This window comes from Paenibacillus sp. UNC217MF (assembly GCF_000686865.1).
Classification (GTDB): domain Bacteria; phylum Bacillota; class Bacilli; order Paenibacillales; family Paenibacillaceae; genus Paenibacillus_B; species Paenibacillus_B suaedae.
In genome coordinates, this window is record NZ_KK366030.1 from 81,799 (window position 1) to 102,571 (window position 20,773).

Below are 20,773 nucleotides of genomic sequence, written 5' to 3' on the forward strand. Positions count from 1 at the left end.
GAAATTCGTTTTTATCGATTCGAGGGGGAATCTAAAAATGAAACAATGGAAAAGAACAATGATCTCCGTATTAACGGCAATTCTCGTGATTGGGTCGATCACGGCATGCAGCACCTCCAGCAACAACGCCAACAGCGGCGATAACAAGAAGGAGGAAGCAGGAGGATCTGCTTCTACCGAAGTCAAAAAGTTAAAACTGCTTGGGCCGCAAGGTTCGAACAAATATATCAAATTCGATGAGAGAGAAAAATATCCGGTGTGGAAAGAAGTCGATAAGATGCTCACAGATGCCGGTTTGCAATTGGACTACGAGATGGTTCCAGGCGAGCAATATAAAGTGGTCGTTCAAACCAGAATGGCGTCCGGTTCCTCGCTTCCAGACATCGTGAACATTTCGGCTCTAGATAATACGACAGTGTTGAATTTGGCGAAGCAGGGCGTCCTGCTTGATCTGAATCCACTGATCGAGAAGTACAGCAACGGCAACATTAAGAAAATGTACAATGAAGAATTCCCATACGCCAAAAAGACGACAACATCGCCTGACGGCAAAATGTACTGGTTCAGCAATCTTCACAAAAAAACATATCAGGGTAAAACGCCAGCACCGGTTGCATTGACGATGCTCCTTCGTAAAGACTGGCTTGATAAGCTGAAGCTCCCGGTTCCAAACACAGCTGCAGAATATTTGCAAACATTGAAGACGTTCCGGGAGAAGGATGCCAACGGAGATGGCAAGCAAAACGAAGTGCTCGTATACGATCCAAGCAAATTTGAAGGCGCTATCGCGCAATGGTTCGGGCTTGGTACAGATATCACAGCAGTAGATGTTGAGAACAAAAAGGTAGTATCCCCTTGGTATCAAGATGGAATTAAAGATTACTTCCGCTACTTGCAGCAGTTAACAAAAGAGGGCATTCTCGACACAAGCCTGATTGGGGCGACAGGGGAGCAAAAGCAACAAAAAATGACCGAAAACCAGGTTGCTTCATTGAGTGATTATAATCTGGAGACCTATCAGGAGCCTACCATTAACGGTGGAGGGGAGTTCTTCCCATTGATGCCGCTCAAGGCGGTCGACGGCATCACTCCGGCAGCACAGTTGGAACCTCCTTTCCTTGTGTGGCAGAAGTATGCAATTACAAAAGATTGCAAAGATGTGGAAGCAGCCATCAAGTTTTTCGATACGATTTACTCAGAAAAATATGCAGATCTTCTGTATTGGGGAATCGAAGGGCAAACTTACAAGAAGGACAGCAACAGCGCGAAGGTGTTTATTAATAATGGCACAGACGAAGAGTTGGCTAAATCGGGTCAAATTACTGGGCGTCCGTTATTTGGGGACACGGTTTTTCCGCGTGTTCAATTCGCCAATCTGGAATTCGAGCTCTCTGGTGTGCCCAAAGCAAAAGCCGATCATGAGCTGAATATTTTAAATTACAAACCATATTTTGTGAATATGAACCTGAACTATTTGGCCATTCCTGATGATCAGCAGCTCGAGAAGAAAACAAAAATTTTAACTAACTTGAACACGTACTCTCAGGAACTTGCGACCAAGCTTGCTCTAGGCCAAAAATCTCTTGACGATTGGGATCAATATATCTCCGAGCTGAAAAAGCTTGGGCTCGATGAATTAATGAAGATTGATCAGCAGCTGCTGGATAGATACAACAGCATCCAGTAACATTGCACCAATAATCTGGAAAATTGGCGTTCTCCTCGGCTTCCTTAGAGGAGTTCGCCGTTTTCTTCATATTGCTTCATCATGCGAAGCGGTCTTCAAAACGAAGGAGGTGCGGACTATGCGACATTGGAGCTTTGGGAGCGGCACGTTTCGAAAGATCTTTCTGTCCTATACTGCGATTTTGATCATCCCCATCATCGTGTTCAGCACCTTAAATGTACAGCGGAACATAACGGAGGAACGTCAGAAGCTGCATGAGAAGCATGTATCGGATGCAAATCGGATTGCGGCGGTTGTGGACAATAAATTGAACGAGCTCAAAAATATAGCGAAGATGATTAGCATTGAATCATGGCTTCGGAAGATGATGCAGAATACGGATGTTTATGATGATGAATTTGATTTGTTGAAGATGCTCGAAATCCGAAGAAATTTCGAAAATTCAATTAATTCTACAAATGTGCTATCTTTCGGCACAGTCATTTTTCCAGATAAACAACAGATGTTATCAACTTGGGGGACATTTTCGGAAGACCACTTCTTCTCTAATATTGCTGTATTTGATGGAGATACACGGCAAATGATGCAAAGCGCTCTTCGGGAGCAACAGTATTTCAAAGTAATGGCACCAGCAACGGTCAATTTGTGGGGTAGCAGTAAGAGGGTTATTCCTGTCCTTCAAAGTCTGGAGGTGGTCAATCACCCGCGGGCGGTACTGGCTCTATTTATTGACAGCGATTACTTCTCGGAATACATGCGTCGTTTCGGGAGTGTGGAATCCAAAGACATCTTAATTACGACACATGAGACGCCTATTTTCAAGCAGAGCCGGAATCCGGATAACGGGGTTCAGGAAAATGAGCAGACCTATGAGCTTGTTGTGCCTTCCCAAGAGAGCAGTCTGCAATATAAAATCTCTTACTTCGATAACAGTGTCATCGGTATCAATAACTTATTCAGTTCACTGCTGGCTATCTTGATCTCCATTGCGGTCGGCACGTTGTCGGCTTTTCTGTTGGCCAAGGTCAGTTACCGACCTCTAGGAACCTTGCTTCACAAGCTCTCCGCAGGGATTCGTTACGAGGAGGGTAAAAATAGTCCCGTATCCGGCTCTGAATACAATTACATTGAGGAATCGTTCGACCGGCTGTTGAGTGAAAATCAGGTGCTTCAGCAATCTATGCAGGACTACGAAAAAGCGGCGAAGTCGAATTTGTTCCTCCAGCTGCTTAAAGGGTATTTCGCCGATGATCAGCACTTGAACGGGTTGAAGAAATTCGGTATCGGCTATACCGAGGAAATGCATTATTGCACGATGTTGATCAGCTTTCATGCCATCCGTGATTTTTCCGATCTGGATAAGATCCGGAAAATCGAAATGATGACGATGGTAATTATCGAAAAAGTAATGAGTTGTCATCGGCTGGACTATGAGCTATTCGAAGTGACGAATGCGGACAAAGCGTTGATCCTATCCTCCACAAACCGATTTGGAGAAGATGGCATGATGGAACAAATTGCGACCGGAATTACGGAAGAAATTGAACATACATGTGGTTTCCAGCCTTTTGTCCTGTATGGAACGATGGAGAAGGGGCTCGTTGGCATTAGTAAGTCGTACTATACGGCTAATGAAAGTTTGCAGTATACGTTGTTCTCACGGGAACATCTACGGGTCGCGCCGGAGGAGGCCATTCCAAGCATCGTTGACTATTATTATCCGACAGATTGGGAGGTTCAGTTGATTAATAACTTGAAAATAGGGAATCTAGATACCTCGATGCAGATTCTTTACGAAATCAGCACGGAAAACGGGAAACGAAACCTGTCTGAAGCAAGTACGATCAAGCTTGTTTCATTATTGATGGAAACGCTGCTAAGAGTGCTGCATGAGCTCAATCTCGATACGGGCATTTACGCGAAACAATTTGCCAATAGAGCAAAGGGCAAAAATACGGAGGAAATGTGGGGCTATGTGTTTGAAGTGGGAACGTTACTATGCGAGCGAAATCGGTACTCCAATACGTCATCGACGATTGAAGCTGGAAGTCAGTTGCTGCAGTACGTAAACCAAAATTATACGAGTGCCGACGTATCCTTAAAACAGCTTGCTGAAATCTTCCAGATGTCGGTCTCCAAGGCGTCTAAACTATTTAAGGAAGTTACCGGAATCAATTTCTACGATTATTTATGCCGGCTTCGTATTGAAATGGCTAAGGAATTGCTGCGAGAAAAGAAATGCGGCATTGATGACATCGCACGCCGAGTGGGTTACGAAAACGTATATTCGTTCAAACGTGCGTTTACACGATATGAAGGCATTAAGCCGGATGAATACATGGAATCGACAGGCTGAATGAAGAAGGACTCTAAGGACACTTACTGGAGAAGTGTCCTTTTTTGACTGCAATCCTATAAAATCTGCTTCGTTATCCTTTGCTCGGGTGAATGAACCCAGCGAGCGAGGCAGTCTCCCGCCACAACCGATCATGAGAGCTGGTCATGTCAGCCTGCAGCGGAGCTGAAATCGGTTGGAGATGCCGATACATTCGCTCATCTATGAACCAATCGCCTTCTTCAATTTGCCGTGCCGGCTCGTCCTTCCAGACATCGGTCAAGGCCGGACTATAAGCGCGGTATGAAACAGATAGTTCGGTTCGATCGGGCGGGATCGCCTGCTTCACAAAGCGGTGCGGCCAATAGTCTGCTCTCGATCCCGTATGAGGGGCCGCGCGCATGAAACGAATAGCATGATTATAAATATGGGGCGTATGGAATAACAGCGCATACAGCTTCTCCCCGAACGCTATGCGTTCATCTAAGTCAGTAAAGTTCTCTAAATTAAGCCCAACGAGCGGAATCGCTTCTTCCTCTCGTAGAGATGGAACGCCAAGCGGGAAAATGACTTGATTCATCTGCAGCCAACCATGCAATTGGAAATCCCATTCATTAAGCACATGTGCCTGGTAGGTGGGATTGCGCATAACTCTGCCTTCAATGACGTTCTGTTCGTTAATAATAAGTGCTGTCGTGAGCAGCGAACTTGTCTGCTGTACCCAGAAGCCGTCCCAGAATGGGGTCATGAAGGCAGATACGCCAAAGGCAGGAAGCAGATGGAACAGGCTCTTGCCGGCTCGGCGGCTGGCTGCATACAGCAGCAGCTGTGGATAGGCATCATGGAATATGAGTGCATTCGATCGTTCCAGCACTCGGTAGGTCCACAATCTATGGTTCGCACTCATAATGCGGGGCAGCCATTCTCCCTGCAAATCAGTCATACTCCAGCCGCCATTACGTGAGACCATATGCGCGAGCAGGGCCCAATGCAGCTCTGGGTAAGACTGATAGATTCGCGCATAGGCTGCGGTGCGTGTAATATTGTTGCGATTGGCTGTACGAACAGAGCTCTGAATTTGCCGGATGATCCGCCATTCCTCCGCTGAGAATTCCGTATCTCCTCGCTCTCGAAAGCTGCTGGCTGTTCCTTGCTGACGTACTTTCTCATTCAGCAGTCGGCTGGCCTGCTCTTCCGCACGTTTGGCTGCGGCGCGATTCCAATCAAACGACGGGCGTTCCCGCCATTGTAAGAGTTGTTGATAAAGTTCATTCCAAGTTGAACGGACGACACTATATGCCGTATCGAACGAGTGACGCATCAGCTGTATCGCGTGGCGCATGCGCTTGGACAGATTGGACAGCATCGATTGTTCCCCTCCATTTCGAGACGACGATACGTGACCGAATTCATTGATTTTCTTCATAGTATGCCCAAAAACAGCCGTAGACGTTCATGTGTGGGGTTTGACTTTTCCATTCTCCAAATGTTATAAGTTCAAGAAAGCAGAAGTATCATAATACATCTGTTGGATGTTGGATAAGAGAAGTTCCATGTTAGATTTTGTGAACTTAGTAGGGAGTGAAGCGTGTATGGAAAGAATAGAAACTGTTGAGCGGTTCAATGAGATCATTGCACAAGAGGAGCCAGTTGTAGCGATATTTAAGACATCCTGGTGCCCAGATTGCCACTTCATCGATCCTTTCATGCCTGAATTGGAGACGAATTATGCAGGTAAGGTGACATTCGTTGAAATCGATTCGGAGAAACTCCTTGATGTTGCACAGCAATACCACATTCTTGGTATTCCAAGCTTCGTAGCCTTCAAGGGCGGCAAGGAAACCATTCGCTTCGTGAACAAGCTGCGTAAGACTCGTCCTGAAATCGAGCAGTTCGTTGATCGGGCAATTGCAGTATCTGCAGCTGTATAATAAGATGCACATATGAGAACCGTCCCGCTGGTGGGGCGGTTTTTTTATTGCCTTGAAAGGGAGTGCAGAACGATGTACATCCGAAGCAAGCCGATATTATCTGAAGTCAATCTTGTACATGAGGTAAGGGGGCTGATGCATCGAATTGGAAGTGAAAGATGTAATATTTGTCACAAATTAGCCGTACACTCAGCTAGGAAATCTTGTATAATGGAGGACGATTGGAACTGTTTTCATAATTTGTAATGGCAAAAAATTGAACAACGGGTCAGGTGAAACTAGTGAACGCGAACATCTACCGGATATTGAGGCGGTTATCTTACGCGGTTTGCATCGGTATGTTTATCGTAGTGTTAAACGGGGCGCTTGTAACGAAGACAGGCTCCGGAAGTGGCTGCGGCACGGATTGGCCACTATGCAATGGCAAGTTTGTTCCGGCATATACGATCGAATCCATGATCGAATATTCTCATCGATCTGTGACGGGTGTTGTAGGATTGCTTGTTCTGGCCTTGTTCATCTACGTTCTTCGCTATGCGAAGCATCATCGTGAGGCTCTATATTACTCTTCTCTCACCTTATTATTTACTATTATACAAGCAATTATGGGAGCGCTTGCGGTAGTCTTTACCCAGTCTCCGCCTGTTATGGCGCTTCACTTCGGATTCTCGCTGCTGGCGTTCGCTTCTTCCTTCATGATGAGTGTAGTGGCAAGGCGCTACGAACGCGGCATCGATTCTACATCTGTTGTAAACTCCGTTCGTGCAGAATTTAGGTATGGGGTATGGTTCACACTTCTATATACGTATATCGTAATATACGTAGGGGCATTTGTTAGGCACACGGACTCTTCAGGGGCATGCATGGGCTGGCCGCTGTGCAACGGGGAGTTGATTCCGGAGCTGTCGGGGGGGACGGGAATTGCCTTCATGCATCGTGTGGCAGCAGCACTATTATTTGTTGTAATCGCGATTATGTCACATTTTGCTTACCACAACCACAAGGACAATCGCGAGATTCAGTTGTGCGGCATTTGGGCGCTTATCCTATGTGCAGCACAGATTGCAAGCGGCGCGGTCGTTGCGAGTACGATCACGAATCCTGACTTATTCCTATTTGCAAGCTTATTACATACGGTATTGATTTGTGGACTGTTCAGTGTACTCTGTTATATGAGCATCCGTGTCTGGCAGCTGCGGCAAAAATAAGGATCGCTTCTCTTGGCTGTGATGGTGGTAAGAAGAACCGAAGAAGATTGAGTTTGAGTTATAGAATGGATTCAGTGGTTATAAATAAAGAAGCAGATCGCTTACTGTTGGACAATGGAGATTGTCAACGAGAGGCAAGCGAGCTGCTTCTTTTTCTCTGAGAAACATTCATTGGATTAGGCGCCTTCCTTTACTTGCTGTGTTTCATTCGAGTGCGCACCGAGCAATACGATAGATGCGGCAGCCTTTGCTGCTGCCAACCAGCGAACATTCCACGGCTTGCGTACGATAACTTGATTGTTGCTTTTCATACCATTCTACCTCCAATTATTTTTGATGTGTTCCCTTTGATGACCTCATTATACCTGTAGACATTCTGCTCGTACCATGTAATCGGCTTACGGCTATCTTACAATGTCGTAATAATGTCGTAAGTTGTCTGCTCGGTCAGGCTTTAGGTTCATCAAAAAAACAGCTATACTACAGAAGAGGAAGTTTTCGTTTGTCATCAATGCCCGCTTGTGAACGCAAATTATTGCAGACATCCTGCGGCATCCATGTAACTGTTCATGTACAGCAACACAGATACGCTTATTTTTTTCAAGGAGGGCTCGTAGTTGTCATTTACGAATATACGCGACTTTGTCGACACGCTGAAGCGTGAGAATGACCTCGTCGTTATTGAAGCGGAAGTTGATCCGTATTTGGAAATTGCAGAAATTCATCGACGCGTCATTGAAGAGGGAGGTCCTGCGCTTCTATTCACCAATGTGAAGGGCAGCCCCTTTGCAGTGACGACGAACCTGTTCGGTACGATGCGCCGGGTGGATATGGCCTTCGGAACGCGTCCTGAGCAGCTCGCGAATAAGTGCGTAGAGGCCGTAAACCGTCTAATGCCTCCATCGCCGAAGAAGCTGTGGCAAGAGCGTTCGACGGTGAAAGAGCTCCTTAGCCTTATGAAGGTTGGCATGAAGGATGTATCTTCTTCGCAAGCTCCAATTATGCAGGTGAAGCGTACAGACAAGCCGATGCAGGGCTTGCCGGCATTGACGAGCTGGCAGCTGGACGGAGGTCCATTTATTACGCTTCCACTGGTCTATACCGAACATCCGGAGCTGAAGAGCGCTGATCACAATCTCGGTATGTACCGAATTCAAATTTACGATGACAGCACGACAGGTGTGCATTGGCAAATTCAAAAGGGCGGCGGCCTCCATCATCATGAGGCTGAGCTGCGCAATGAAGCGCTTCCGGTATCCGTCATCGTGGGCGGGCCGCCAGCGCTGATCGCGGCTGCGATCGCTCCACTGCCGGAGAAGCTCCCTGAGCTGTTGATGGCATCATTCGTCATGGGTGAGCGTCTTCCAGTGGTAGATAGCGGATTCGAAGGACATCGCATCCCAGCGGAAGCAGAATTCGTTATCCAAGGGTACGTTCCACCACATGAGCGCCGCATGGAAGGGCCATTTGGCGACCACTACGGATATTACTCATGGGCGCATGAGTTCCCGTTCCTGAATGTGAAGCACATGTACCACCGCAAGAATGCAATCTACCCAGCTACAATCGTGGGCAAGCCGCGTCAGGAAGACTACTATTTGGGCGAGTACCTGGTTAGATTGTTGTCGCCAGCGTTCCCGATGGTGATGCCGGCGGTACGCAAGGTACATCCATATCCAGAAACAGGCGTTCACTCGCTTGCAGCAGCTGTTGTACGTGAGAGCTACTCTCGTGAGGCGCTTCTGTCTGGTTTCCGTATTCTTGGCGAAGGGCAGCTTAGCTTGACGAAGTTCTTGATGTTGACGGATCAGCCGGTTGACTTAGAGAACTTTGCAGAGCTTACGGAAGCGGTGCTAGAGCGCTTCAAGCCAGAGACGGATCTGTACGTGATTAATAATACGTCCCATGACACACTTGACTATACGGGGCATAAGCTGAACCATGGCAGCAAGGGGATATTGCTCGGTGTGGGCGATGTAGTCCGTGAATTGCCTGGCGTGTACGAAGAAGGCCCGATCGATGAGATTAACGATGTGGCTGTATTTTGCCGTGGCTGCTTGACAATGTCAGGTGCTTCGTATGAAGCAGAACCACAGCTGGCGGAACGATTGCTACATCGTCTTGCTGCACAAGAGACGAAGTGGCCGCTCGTCTTCCTCGTTGACGACGCTCAGGTTGCCAATACGCAGTTGTCGTTCTTGTGGACGGTGTTTACGCGATTTAACCCCGCATCAGATATATACGCGGCAATGGAAGTCCGTAATCACCATCTCTCGTATAAATTGCCAATTGTTATCGATGCCCGCATGAAGCCAGGCTACCCAGATGAGTTATTCCCGCGTGAGGATATTGTGGAATTGGTCGACCGCCGTTGGAAAGACTATTTCCCAAACGGAATTAAGCGGGGGTGAGTTCCATGCTGCGCAGCTTGTTCGGGGAGCCGCCCCGTGTTGACAGCGGAACGTTGAAGGATGCAATGGCGGGGATGGACAATTATTTGGAAGCAATACGCAGTCGCATGGAGGGAACAGGCGATCCCGATCACTTCTGGCGCAAGATAGAAGTATGGACAGTCGGACTGAAGACCTCCTTGGATGAACTGGAACAAAGCGTATATGCGTCTGACAAGTTCGCCGATCGTGTGTCGAAGCATTATGAGGCCGAGATGTCTGAATCGGAGCAGGATGATTATTACCGGTACGTCTATTTTTATAAAAATGGATTTATTCGCGTGTTCTCGATCTTGGACAAGCTTGGAACGCTGCTGAATACAGTGCTGTCCTTGGAGACCGAGAGGGTGAAGCATCATTTCTCTTACTTTACGGTGCTTCGCCAATTGCGCTTCAAGGGACAGCATCCTGAATTGGAACATGCCCTGCTGGCATTGAAGGAGCAGCATGAAGATGCGCTTCAGCGGCTGCGCAGGCGACGCAATATGGAGATTCATCATATGAACCCAGAAATGCAGGATGATTTATGGCAGCGGCATCGCAGCTTGAATGACAAAATTAAGCTTGAGGATATTCAGGCCAATGTGGCAGATTTGCAGCATGGTCTGGAGATGGTGTGTGGTGCATTAATCCATGTGTTTCGACTGCTTCCCATCAAGTAATGGAATTGAAAAGGGAATAAAAGTTAATTGACAACTTTCACCTGCTGCATTATACTCAACTTAATTTCATAACTGTTTTCTTATCAAGAGTGGCGGAGGGACAGGCCCTGCGAAGCCCGGCAACCGATCTTGCAACCCGGATGCATAACAATAAGTTATGTGATTGCAAGATGTCAATGGTGCTAATTCCTTCAGAACGTAATGTTCTGGCAGATAAGAAAGGGAGAGTCGATTTTTCATCTGGTTTCTTCACAGAATACCGAACGTTCGCCCCCTTTTGGCATCTGCCAAGAGGGGGCTTTTTGCATGAACGAGCGTCCCCAAAATGGAGAAGTGAAGGCAGCCAAGGCAATGTGGTATATTTGGCGACAGTTATTGAGAGGATACAGCATACGAATAGATGAAGATAAGGCTGTAGCGCCTATCTATTCTAGAATGTGGCTAGCATGAAGGAAGGTGACGATTCCGTTGATTCGGTTGGAACATATAAGTAAGCAATATGGTGCTAACGGTAAGGTGCAAGGGCTGCTGGCACTGGATGATGTGAGTCTGTCGGTTGAATCTGGCGAGATTTATGGCATTATCGGCCATTCAGGTGCAGGGAAGAGTACGCTGCTGCGCAGCATTAACCTGCTCGAGCGGCCTACGGCAGGCGTAGTTGAGGTAGACGGCGTTAACTTAACGAAGCTGTCGAAGTCGGCGCTGCAGCAGCAGCGGCGCAAAATCGGGATGATTTTTCAGCATTTTAACCTGCTCAGTTCAGCAACGGTATATGACAATATTGCATTTCCGATGCGCCTGGCGGGAACATCCAAGGATAAAGTAGAGAAGAAAGTAAATGAGTTGATTAGGCTTGTTGGTTTGGAAGAACACAAGCATAAATACCCGGCTCAATTGTCCGGTGGACAAAAGCAGCGCGTAGGGATTGCGCGTGCGCTTGCGAATGATCCGAAGGTGCTGCTCTGTGATGAAGCAACCTCGGCGCTAGATCCGCAGACGACGAATGCGATCTTGGAGCTGCTGCTCGATATTAACCGCAAGTTCGGAATTACGATCGTGCTAATCACCCATGAGATGCACGTCATCCAAGCGATATGCGACAAAGTTGCCGTTATTCATGGCGGGAAGATTGCTGAGGCAGGCAAGGTTGTAGACGTGTTCTTGAAGCCTCAGCATCCGGTAACGCGCGAATTCATTCTTGAAGAGCGCAGCGATGCGGATATTCAGCCTTGGGCGGCATTCAAGAGCCAGGCTGCTGAGCATTCCCGTGTTGTGAAGATCAACTATTTGGGTGATGTCACGTATGAGCCGGTGCTGCATCGTGTCCTTACGGAAGCGGGCGTCAGCTTCGCAATACTGCAGGGAACGATCTCTCGGATGAAGGATACTCCTTACGGCCAATTGGTCGTTCGTCTAGATGGCGACACAAGTGCTGTAGAGCAATCATTATCTTCTCTCCGGGCGCAGGGTCTTGAAGTGGAGGTGATTGCGTGATGCATTTCGATTTCTCTACTGTCAATTGGAGCGATGTGTCTTCGGCTACTGGAGAAACATTGCAGATGATGCTGTTCTCTGTACTATTCACCTTCCTTGTTGGCTTGCCGCTAGGCGTGCTCTTGTATTTAACTGGGCGCACGGGTAGCAGAGCTGGGAAGATCGTATATAGTATCTTGTCATTCATTGTGAACGTGCTGCGTTCAGTACCGTTCGTTATTCTAATGATTGCGATCATACCGATTACACGAATTGTAGTAGGCACATCTATCGGTGTAGAAGGAACAATCCCGCCGCTCGTTATCGCGGCTGCACCATTCTTCGCTCGTCTCGTGGAGACGTCATTGCGTGAGGTTGATCGGGGCGTTATTGAGGCAGCACAGGCAATGGGAGCATCCACTTGGCAGATTGTATATAAGGTTCTGCTGCCCGAAGCGATGCCAGGCTTGATTGCAGGGACGACGATAACGGCAGTTACGCTCGTATCGTATACAGCGATGTCAGGTCTTATTGGCGGCGGCGGTCTCGGTGACCTAGCGATTCGCTACGGATACCATCGCTATGAGATTGAAATGATGATCGTGGCGATCGTTATTATGGTTATACTCGTACAGGTGCTGCAATGGATTGGCGATGCATTTGTTCGCCGCTATACAAGGAAATAAAAAATATTGTGCTGAGTCGGTCATTCCATGGTTGACGGCAGCACAAAATATGATATAATCCCAGTAATTCAATTGGAATTATCGGTAGTTACGGGCTGGATGAAATGATCATTTGAATCAAAACCTAATAGTCATAGGAAGCACGCTCTTAGGAGCTTCAACTTACAAATATTCATCAATTAAAATGGGGATCTTGGAAGGAGTAGTGAATGACATGAAAAAGTGGACTTTTGTATTAACGCTTATTACACTCGTAGCGGTGCTCGCTGCTTGCGGCAACAAAAATACTGCAGGCGATAACACGAACGCATCTGGTGAGGCAGGCAAGTCTGGCACAGAAAAAGTGAAGCTTGTCGTAGGTGCAACACCGGTACCTCATGCAGAAATACTGAATCATATTAAGCCGAAGCTGGCTGAGCAAGGGATTGAGTTGGAAGTTAAGGAGTTCACGGATTATGTTCAGCCGAACGTACAAGTACATGAGAAGCAGCTTGATGCGAACTTCTTCCAACATAAGCCGTATTTGGACAATGAAGTGAAGACGAAGGGATACAACCTTGTAACTGTAGGCAATATTCACGTTGAGCCTTTCGGAGGTTACTCCAAGAAGATTAAGTCGGTTAGTGAAATTGCAGATGGCGCAACGGTATCGATTCCGAACGATGCAACAAATGGCGGACGTGCGCTGCTCTTGCTGGAGAAGCAAGGCATTATTAAGTTGAAGGATGGCGTAGGTCTGGAAGCAACGGTTAATGACATTGCTGAGAATCCGAAGAACTTGAAGTTCAAAGAGTTGGAAGCTGCAATGCTGCCTCGTACGCTGGATGAAGTAGATTTCTCGCTTATCAACACGAACTATGCACTGCAAGCGAACTTGAATCCTACGAAGGATGCGTTGTTCATTGAAGATAAGGATTCTCCGTATGCGAACATCTTGACTGCTCGCGAGGACAACAAGGATAGTGACGCTGTGAAAAAGTTGGTAGCAGCTTTGCAGTCTGATGATGTGAAGAAGTTTATTGAAGATAAATACCAAGGTTCGATCGTACCTGCATTCTAATTGCAGACTACGCTCCAATGAGAGAAGCCCTAGACGCGAGCTTCCTTTCGATAAGAAAGGTGGAGCTTGCCGCTAGGGCTTTTTTTCTTTGTAACCTAGGTGGAGGAGATTCAAGTACGTTGCATTGCGGAGATGGACAGTTTGTCTACATCAGTGTCCAATGCAAAGTTGTTCTGCCAAGGCAAATATCTTATACTGAACGTGGAAGTTCTTTGAAGCGCTCAAAAGGAGGATTACGACGTGGAACAGCAGCGTAAAATTGCTCTTATTACGGGGAGCGCCAAAGGCCTCGGGAAGATGACAGCTATGACATTGGCCGAAACCGGGCATGATATTGTCTTAAATTATGTACATAGCGAGGCAGAGGCTGAAGCACTGCGGCTCCAGCTCGAGAAGACGGGAATACGATGTATTGCCATTCGCGCGGATATTTCCAAGCCGGAGGAAGTAAAGCGGCTCGTTACTGAAATGAATGGACGCATCGGTATGGCTGATATTGTGGTAAACAATGCTGGGCCGTTCATCAGAGAGCGGAGATTGTTCGCGGATTACTCGGAAGAGGACATTATGTATTTATTGAATGGAAATCTAAGTGGTGTCATTCTGCTCGATCATTTGCTGCTCGGATCGATGCGGAAGAAGGGGTGGGGGCGCATTATCCATTATGGCTTCGGCCATGCGTCTGAGGCGCGTTCTTGGCCGCATCGGGCGGTGTATGCCGCAGCCAAGGTGGGACTAGTGTCCTTCACGAAGACACTGGCGGTAGAGGAAGCACAGAATGGCATTACGGTGAATATGATTTGCCCTGGCGATATTCGTGGTGACAACAAGGAGCGTAAGATCGAGGATGTACTTCATCTCACCGATGACGAGACGCCGCGCGGCCGTCCCGGCAGTGGTGAAGATGTGACACGAGTCATTCGCTTCTTATGTGAGGATGCTTCTGACTTTATAACTGGTAATATTATTAATGTTTCAGGCGGTCTCGATCCTATTCGTACAACGATTAGCTCGAAATCCTAATGCTGCATGTACGCCCGTCGGCTTACAGACACAGCGGTTGCTGTGCCCTGTTGGAACGAGGGCGTTTTCATATTTTGGGGAAGAAGGATGGACGGGATGCGGGATGTCCTAAACTCTTTTGATTTCGCGTGATAGGTGGTATGAAGATATGAGTTGGATGACCAAGCAATTAGCGCAAGCAATCGTCTCACGGACGATGCAGGTCATTGGGTACAATGTAAATGTGATGGATGAGCGTGGGCGGATTATTGGCTCGGGTGACCTGTCCCGTATTAATCAAAAGCATGAAGGGGCACTCATTGCCATTGAGCGCAAGGGAAGGTTCGAGATCGATGAGGAGAGTGCACGCAATCTTCATGGTGTTATGCCAGGGACGAATCTCGTTATTCAATTTCGCGGAGAAGTTGTCGGCGTTATCGGGATTACGGGAGATCCTGCTGAAGTGACGAAGTATGGGGAACTTGTCAAGATGACAGCTGAGATGTATTTGGAGCAGGCGGATTTGTTGGAAAAGGCGCGCTGGGATAAGCGGATGAAGGAGGATTTTCTCTTATCGGTCATTCATGCGGAACCGGGAGATCAAGCCATGCTTCGCCTGCAGGCGGAACGAATTGGCCTGAAGCCGGACAAGCCTCGTGTTGCTTGTATTCTGGAGCTTACGGATGAACAGGATGCGGATTCGGTACCTACACTGCGCAGAGTTGTAGAACTGTTGGAAGGGCGGCCGACAATTGATCTTATCGCGATTCGGAATACGCGGCAAATCGTCCTATTCAAGCCGCATTTGCACCCACGGAAGCCGAATATGGATATATGCGAGGGAATACGGCAAATTCGGAAGTTGCTGGAAGAGAAGCAGATTGCACCTCTTCGTATCGCGGTGGGCAAGGCTTATTCAGGAATCGATGGGCTCATAGCATCCTATCGCTCTGCTCAAGATACGATGCGCGCGGGTCAAGCGATCCTGCCTGAGCATACGGTCTATTATAGTGAGGATATGCCAAATGAGACGGTGTTGGCGAATGTGGGCCGCAGCTGGGTTACGGATGAAATGGAGCAGATGTGGCAGCGATTCATCCAAGAGGATCGAAGCGGGGAATTGAGGCAGACTCTGCAGGTGTATTATGAGGAAAGCGGCGAGCAGCAGCGGATTGCACAGCGGCTGGCCATCCATCGCAACACGCTCCGTTATCGTCTTCAGCGGATTGCGGATGTGACAGGCAAGGATCCCAAGAGCTTTCGCGATTTGTTTACGTTAATGTCGGCGTGGTGGATTCACGCGATGCTGCGCAGTAATGAGTATTAGCCAGTAAACAAGGGAAAAGCTGAGCATGACTATTTCATGTATCCTATTTCACATACCGGCCTGATAGCAGTATGAAAAAAGGTTGATTAATCTTGTATTGTGCATTTGAACAAAAAACATACTTTTTAAAGCGCTTCATTTCATGTTTATGCATGATGAAGCGCTTTCATATTGGAGGTAAAGTAAAGGTACAACAACGAAACACTGCATCTTCAAGGAGGATGGGGACTATGACAGTAACGGTATCTGTACTTGGTGCACTGGCGGCTTTAGTGGTTGCTATCGTGCTTATTTTACGAAAGGTCCCACCGGCGTACGGTATGATGATTGGCGCGCTGGTAGGCGGCGTAGTCGGAGGAATTGGCTTAGTTGACTCCGTAACGTTGATGATGGACGGAGCCAAGACGATGATTCCAGCAGTGCTGCGAATATTAGCAGCAGGTGTTCTTGCAGGCGTATTGATTGAATCAGGCGGAGCGAAGACCATTGCAGAGACATTAGTACGCAAGGTAGGCGAGACTCGCGCATTGTTCGCACTAGCTTTTGCAACGATGGTATTGACAGCCGTTGGTGTATTTATCGACGTGGCGGTCATTACAGTAGCTCCAATCGCACTTGCAATTGCGCAGCGTGCAGACTTGTCCCGTATGGCGATATTGCTCGCTATGATTGGGGGAGGCAAGGCGGGTAACATTATGTCGCCGAACCCGAATGCGATTTCTGCGGCGGATGCTTTCCATATCCCGTTGACTTCGATAATGGCAGCAGGAATTATCCCAGCATTGATTGGTTTGTTCGTAACGTATTGGATTGCAAAAAAGTTGTCTCATAAAGGAACGAAGGTAGCAGGTGTAGAGCAGGTGGAAGATAGCAAGGAGCAGCTTCCTAGCTTCCTTGCCGCAATGATGGCGCCAATAACAGCAATTGCTTTGCTGGCCTTGCGCCCGATTGCAGGCATCGCCATTGACCCCATTATCGCTCTCCCTGTTGGTGGTTTAGTAGGGGCACTCTGTATGGGACGCATTACACAGATTAACCGATATGCAACCTCTGGACTTGGCAAAATGACGGGTGTTGCCGTCATGCTAATCGGGACGGGGACACTTGCCGGAATTATTTCGAACTCACAATTGAAGGATGTTATTATCGATGGCTTGACGGCTTCAGGCTTGCCAGCCTATTTACTTGCACCAATCAGTGGTGCCTTGATGTCTCTGGCGACAGCGTCCACAACTGCAGGTACTGCTGTAGCCAGCTCGGTATTCGGCTCGACCATTATGGAGCTTGGCGTCGCATCCTTAGGGGCAGCAGCCATGATACATGCGGGTGCTACGGTGTTCGACCATATGCCGCATGGCAGCTTCTTCCACGCCACTGGCGGCAGCGTGAATATGGCGATGAAGGAACGTCTACGTCTTATCCCCTATGAAACGCTAATTGGTCTCGTGCTTGCTATCGTATCTACGCTCGTATTCGGTGTCTTCGGCTGGTTCTTGTAAGCCAAGGACGATACAATGTGCTGGGACAAGGCGGTAACCTCGCAAGTGCAGGTATAACTGAGAAACTTGCTGGTTCGTAATGAGAGACAGGTAAAGGAATAGAAACAGAAAAAGAAATGTAGATAAACAGCTAATGTACAACTCGGAGAGAAAGTCAGATTGCATGGATAGGAGTGGATCAGTATGAAATTCGTAATTGCTCCAGACTCTTTTAAAGAAAGTTTGTCTGCCTGGGAAGCATGTCAGGCGATTGGCCGCGGCTTGGGGCGGGTATTCCCGGAGGCGGAACTCGTATATGTACCGATGGCAGATGGCGGAGAAGGAACCGTGCAGTCGCTTGTAGATGCGACAAGCGGCCGAATTGTACGGACAACAGTAACAGGGCCGCTTGGAACACCTGTGGAAGGATTCTATGGCGTCTTGGGCGATGGCAAGTCCGCAGTTATTGAGATGGCTGCGGCATCGGGACTGGCGCTTGTTCCACAGGCACAGCGGAATCCACTCGTTACGACGACGCGGGGGATGGGAGAGCTGATCCTATCCGCATTGAATGAGGGAGTAGAGACGATTATCCTGGGGCTTGGAGGCAGCGCTACAAATGATGGCGGCGCTGGGATGGCTCAAGCGCTTGGTGTACGGCTGTTAGCTGAGGATGGGACTGAAATTGGTGATGGAGGCGGAGAAGTCGGTCGTATTGCACACATCGATTTGAGCGGTGTTGACCCTCGGCTTGCGAAGGTGAAATTCGTAGCGGCCTGCGATGTTGACAACCCGCTTATCGGAGAGCGGGGAGCATCGGCAGTATTTGGCCCCCAGAAGGGAGCTACGCCGGAGATGGTGAAGCAACTGGATGCGAACTTGGCGCACTACGCGGCGAAGATGCGGGAGGACGTCGGTTGTGATGTCGCCCATATGCCAGGCGCGGGGGCGGCCGGAGGGCTTGGGGCAGGCGTGGTGGCTTTTCTGCAAGCTGAATTGAAGCGAGGAGTAGATATTGTCATCGACGCAACCGGCTTAGCAGATCATGCAGTTGATGCTGATGTGGTCATTACCGGTGAAGGCAAGATTGATGGACAGACCATTTATGGCAAGACGCCAATCGGCGTAGCGAAGACCGCGAAGCTGCATGGAGTTCCTGTCATTGGTATTGCGGGTACGCTTGCAGCTGGACATGAAGTGGTTCATGAGCATGGTATCGATATGGTGTTCACGATTGTTCCGGGAGTTACGACATTGGAGGAGGCCTTAGGACAAGCTGCTGACAATATGGAACGTACTGCTTATAATATTGGCATGGCCTTGAAGCTTGGAATTCAGTTGAAATAACGGAAGAATGATGGGGAACAAGCTGCAGTTAAGCGAAGCAGCCGCAGCAGTAGCAGCTATCCAGCAATGTCGCTGTACCTATTATTTAGCAGTGATAAGTTAACGCAATGATATGATTCGGGATTGAAAAAAGGCTGTCCCCGGCAGATTCAACTGCTGGTGGACAGCCTTCCTTCTTATGAAGTCCAATTATTCAATTTAGAATACTTGTACGACTTCTGTAATGCCTTCCACTTCTTCCACCAAAGCGCGCTCAATACCCGCTTTCAATGTGATCGTGGAGCTTGGGCAGCTGCCGCAAGCGCCCATCAGGCGAAGCTTAACGATGCCGTCTTCAACATCAACCAATTCAACGTCGCCGCCATCGCGCTGCAAGAACGGGCGCAGTTTATCCAACACTTCCAGCACTTCATCGTAAACTGTGCTTTGTGCATTTTCACTCATCTATGACAACTCCTTTCATCCATGCTGATTTTATTATATTATAAAGCTATCCGAATTCAAAGGCGCAACATGAAAGCGGGGGATAATGTCAATGCGGCCAATCATAGAGTTTTGTGTGAATAATATGCATCACGGGACAGATAATGTCATGAAGCGCCTAGAAGGCAACCCGGAGTATGACGTGCTGGAGTATGGCTGTCTAGGGAATTGCGGGGAGTGCTACATGTTTCCGTTTGCATTAGTAAATGGTGAAATCGTTGCTGGGGAAACGGCAGATGAGTTATATGACAAAATTATGATCAAAATAGAGGAAATAAAAGCATGGGAGCAGCTGGACATCGATTGATGTCGCTGCTCCCATGTTTTGTTAATCATAGAATGTTGCAGGTATTATCCGAAATGGTTCTTAGACATCCATAATACACCGCTCTTAATGACGCGAGGCACATACCCTACAACGGCACGCTTGCCAACAACGCCGAAGCCGGATTTTTTGCCTAATGCACCAAGCACGCCCTTCAGCTTAATTTTACCTAAGCGAGGAGTTTCCCCGTTCCATCTCGCCCGAATGACATCCGCAATCTGCTCCCCTTGGGCGCCTGCTGCTTGTGCGCTAGGCGAGAACGGGAGGCTTGCGCAATCTCCTACAACGAAAACATTCGGATATTCGGGAATGTGATGATATTCGTTAATGATGACACGGCCCTGTGGATCCTTCGCAACTTGGAGCTGCTGTACCGGAGCAACAGGCTGAATGCCGGCAGTCCATACGGTAACGTCCGACAAAATCTCTTCTTCAATGTCTTCTTTCCGGTTATAGATGACTCCATCCTCGAGGTGGCTCACATTCACAAAAGAACGAAGCTCAATATGGTGCTCAAGGAACCAGCCAGAGACAAAGTGAGAGAGCTTCTCCGGGAACGCAGATAGCACGCGCGATCCCCGATCCAGAATCCGGATATTGAGATCAGGTCGGCTCTCACGCAGCTCTGCCGCCATTTCAACACCGCTAAGCCCACCGCCCACAATGCTTACGTGTCCGTATGGACGGATGTCATTTAGCAATTGATAGGTGCGTCTTGTACTGGCGAGTGATTGAATGCTGTTGCCGAACTGCTTGGCGCCTGGAATGCCATGATACTTATCCGTGCAACCCAGACCGATGACTAGATGATCATAGGCGAGTGCATCTCCATCTGTGAAGTGGACAATCTGCCCGTCCAAATCAATGGATTGTACATTCCCATAATGAAGGTGCACGCGCGGATCATCCGGGAAGGACACGCGAATGTCCATATCAGACACCGTTCCGGCTGCTAGTGCATAATATTCCGTCTTGAGGCCTTGATAAGGCATGCGGTCAACTAATACAAGTTGTACATCGGAAGGCAGCTCGCCCTCCAACAACCGACTAATGATGGCCAATCCTCCGTAGCCGCCACCGAGTATGACGTATCGTTTCATCTGTTCGACTCCCCCCATGTTGCCGAAAAATTAAGATGGTAGGTGCTGCGCCGCAAGCGGCGATTACGTCGTATGGCTCCACTCATTTGCCTGGGACGCGATTCCGTGAAGCCAGCTGGAAGCCATGTCTTCGGTGTTATGAATCGTGCCCGCGGTTGCTGATTCTCTGTTGTATTATCCAATAGGGTCATGCATTACCTCTATCTCTCTAATATGCTC

The 20,773-nt window shown here is 48.3% G+C and carries 19 protein-coding genes and 1 riboswitch; of the genes, 15 read left to right on the forward strand and 4 right to left on the reverse strand.

The features are described 5' to 3' along the window. The first annotated feature begins 37 nt into the window (after positions 1 to 37). Together BP95_RS0127285 and BP95_RS0127290 are read left to right on the forward strand one after the other, a co-directional pair. Positions 38 to 1,687 carry an extracellular solute-binding protein gene (locus tag BP95_RS0127285; RefSeq protein WP_021252613.1) on the forward strand — a complete coding sequence of 550 codons (1,650 nt, stop codon included), beginning with the start codon at positions 38 to 40 and terminating at the stop codon, positions 1,685 to 1,687. A 118-nt stretch (positions 1,688 to 1,805) separates the two neighbouring features. Beyond that, entirely contained in the window at positions 1,806 to 4,043 is a 2,238-nt protein-coding gene (locus tag BP95_RS0127290; RefSeq protein WP_028533718.1) for a helix-turn-helix transcriptional regulator, read from the forward strand. A 73-nt stretch (positions 4,044 to 4,116) separates the two neighbouring features. Here BP95_RS0127290 and BP95_RS0127295 read toward each other — a convergent pair whose 3' ends face one another. Beyond that, positions 4,117 to 5,388, reverse strand: a complete 1,272-nt coding sequence (locus BP95_RS0127295; RefSeq protein ID WP_021252615.1) for a DUF2515 family protein — start codon at positions 5,386 to 5,388, stop codon at positions 4,117 to 4,119. A 226-nt stretch (positions 5,389 to 5,614) separates the two neighbouring features. Here BP95_RS0127295 and BP95_RS0127300 point away from each other — a divergent pair, with 226 nt between their 5' ends. Both BP95_RS0127300 and BP95_RS0127305 read left to right on the forward strand, forming a co-directional pair. Next, a complete protein-coding gene (locus BP95_RS0127300) occupies positions 5,615 to 5,953 on the forward strand; it encodes a thioredoxin family protein (RefSeq protein ID WP_021252616.1) in 339 nt (112 codons plus the stop codon). A gap of 281 nt (positions 5,954 to 6,234) precedes the next feature. Then, entirely contained in the window at positions 6,235 to 7,161 is a 927-nt protein-coding gene (locus tag BP95_RS0127305) for a COX15/CtaA family protein (protein WP_028533719.1), read from the forward strand. Positions 7,162 to 7,337: 176 nt separating this feature from the next. Here the strand turns inward: BP95_RS0127305 and BP95_RS34365 are convergent, their stop codons facing one another. Then, complete coding sequence (locus BP95_RS34365) at positions 7,338 to 7,472, reverse strand: hypothetical protein (RefSeq protein ID WP_268633095.1); 135 nt, start codon at positions 7,470 to 7,472, stop codon at positions 7,338 to 7,340. A gap of 306 nt (positions 7,473 to 7,778) precedes the next feature. Here BP95_RS34365 and BP95_RS0127315 point away from each other — a divergent pair, with 306 nt between their 5' ends. The 10 genes from BP95_RS0127315 to BP95_RS0127360 all read left to right on the forward strand — a co-directional run bounded on the left by BP95_RS0127315 (position 7,779) and on the right by BP95_RS0127360 (position 18,646). Further along, entirely contained in the window at positions 7,779 to 9,572 is a 1,794-nt protein-coding gene (locus BP95_RS0127315) for a UbiD family decarboxylase (RefSeq protein WP_021252618.1), read from the forward strand. 5 nt (positions 9,573 to 9,577) lie between these two features. Further along, entirely contained in the window at positions 9,578 to 10,273 is a 696-nt protein-coding gene (locus tag BP95_RS0127320) for a Cthe_2314 family HEPN domain-containing protein (protein ID WP_028533720.1), read from the forward strand. 77 nt (positions 10,274 to 10,350) lie between these two features. Beyond that, positions 10,351 to 10,493: riboswitch (SAM riboswitch) on the forward strand. An 86-nt stretch (positions 10,494 to 10,579) separates the two neighbouring features. Further along, on the forward strand, positions 10,580 to 10,723 hold the full coding sequence (locus tag BP95_RS33380; RefSeq protein WP_155987357.1) for a hypothetical protein: 144 nt from the start codon (positions 10,580 to 10,582) through the stop codon (positions 10,721 to 10,723). 18 nt (positions 10,724 to 10,741) lie between these two features. Then, entirely contained in the window at positions 10,742 to 11,767 is a 1,026-nt protein-coding gene (locus tag BP95_RS0127330) for a methionine ABC transporter ATP-binding protein (RefSeq protein ID WP_021258552.1), read from the forward strand. Next, positions 11,767 to 12,432, forward strand: a complete 666-nt coding sequence (locus tag BP95_RS0127335; protein ID WP_028533721.1) for a methionine ABC transporter permease — start codon at positions 11,767 to 11,769, stop codon at positions 12,430 to 12,432. Before BP95_RS0127330 ends, BP95_RS0127335 begins: the two co-directional genes overlap by 1 nt. 214 nt (positions 12,433 to 12,646) lie before the next feature. Then, positions 12,647 to 13,492, forward strand: a complete 846-nt coding sequence (locus BP95_RS0127340; protein ID WP_028533722.1) for a MetQ/NlpA family ABC transporter substrate-binding protein — start codon at positions 12,647 to 12,649, stop codon at positions 13,490 to 13,492. 240 nt (positions 13,493 to 13,732) lie between these two features. Then, a complete protein-coding gene (locus BP95_RS0127345; protein WP_028533723.1) occupies positions 13,733 to 14,515 on the forward strand; it encodes an SDR family oxidoreductase in 783 nt (260 codons plus the stop codon). A 148-nt stretch (positions 14,516 to 14,663) separates the two neighbouring features. Next, positions 14,664 to 15,821, forward strand: a complete 1,158-nt coding sequence (locus tag BP95_RS0127350; RefSeq protein ID WP_028533724.1) for a sugar diacid recognition domain-containing protein — start codon at positions 14,664 to 14,666, stop codon at positions 15,819 to 15,821. A gap of 230 nt (positions 15,822 to 16,051) precedes the next feature. After that, the gene (locus BP95_RS0127355) at positions 16,052 to 17,320 is read left to right on the forward strand and encodes a GntP family permease (protein WP_028533725.1); all 1,269 of its coding nucleotides are present in this window, start codon (positions 16,052 to 16,054) and stop codon (positions 17,318 to 17,320) included. 183 nt (positions 17,321 to 17,503) lie between these two features. Beyond that, complete coding sequence (locus tag BP95_RS0127360; RefSeq protein ID WP_028533726.1) at positions 17,504 to 18,646, forward strand: glycerate kinase; 1,143 nt, start codon at positions 17,504 to 17,506, stop codon at positions 18,644 to 18,646. 198 nt (positions 18,647 to 18,844) lie between these two features. Here the strand turns inward: BP95_RS0127360 and BP95_RS0127365 are convergent, their stop codons facing one another. Next, complete coding sequence (locus BP95_RS0127365) at positions 18,845 to 19,090, reverse strand: NifU family protein (RefSeq protein WP_021252627.1); 246 nt, start codon at positions 19,088 to 19,090, stop codon at positions 18,845 to 18,847. Positions 19,091 to 19,181: 91 nt separating this feature from the next. Between BP95_RS0127365 and BP95_RS0127370 the strand changes: the two genes are divergently transcribed. Beyond that, a complete protein-coding gene (locus BP95_RS0127370) occupies positions 19,182 to 19,436 on the forward strand; it encodes a YuzB family protein (RefSeq protein ID WP_021252628.1) in 255 nt (84 codons plus the stop codon). Between the two features lie 44 nt (positions 19,437 to 19,480). Here the strand turns inward: BP95_RS0127370 and BP95_RS0127375 are convergent, their stop codons facing one another. Beyond that, positions 19,481 to 20,554: an NAD(P)/FAD-dependent oxidoreductase gene (locus BP95_RS0127375; protein WP_028533727.1), complete on the reverse strand. Its 1,074-nt coding sequence runs from the start codon at positions 20,552 to 20,554 to the stop codon at positions 19,481 to 19,483. Between the last annotated feature and the right edge of the window lie 219 nt (positions 20,555 to 20,773).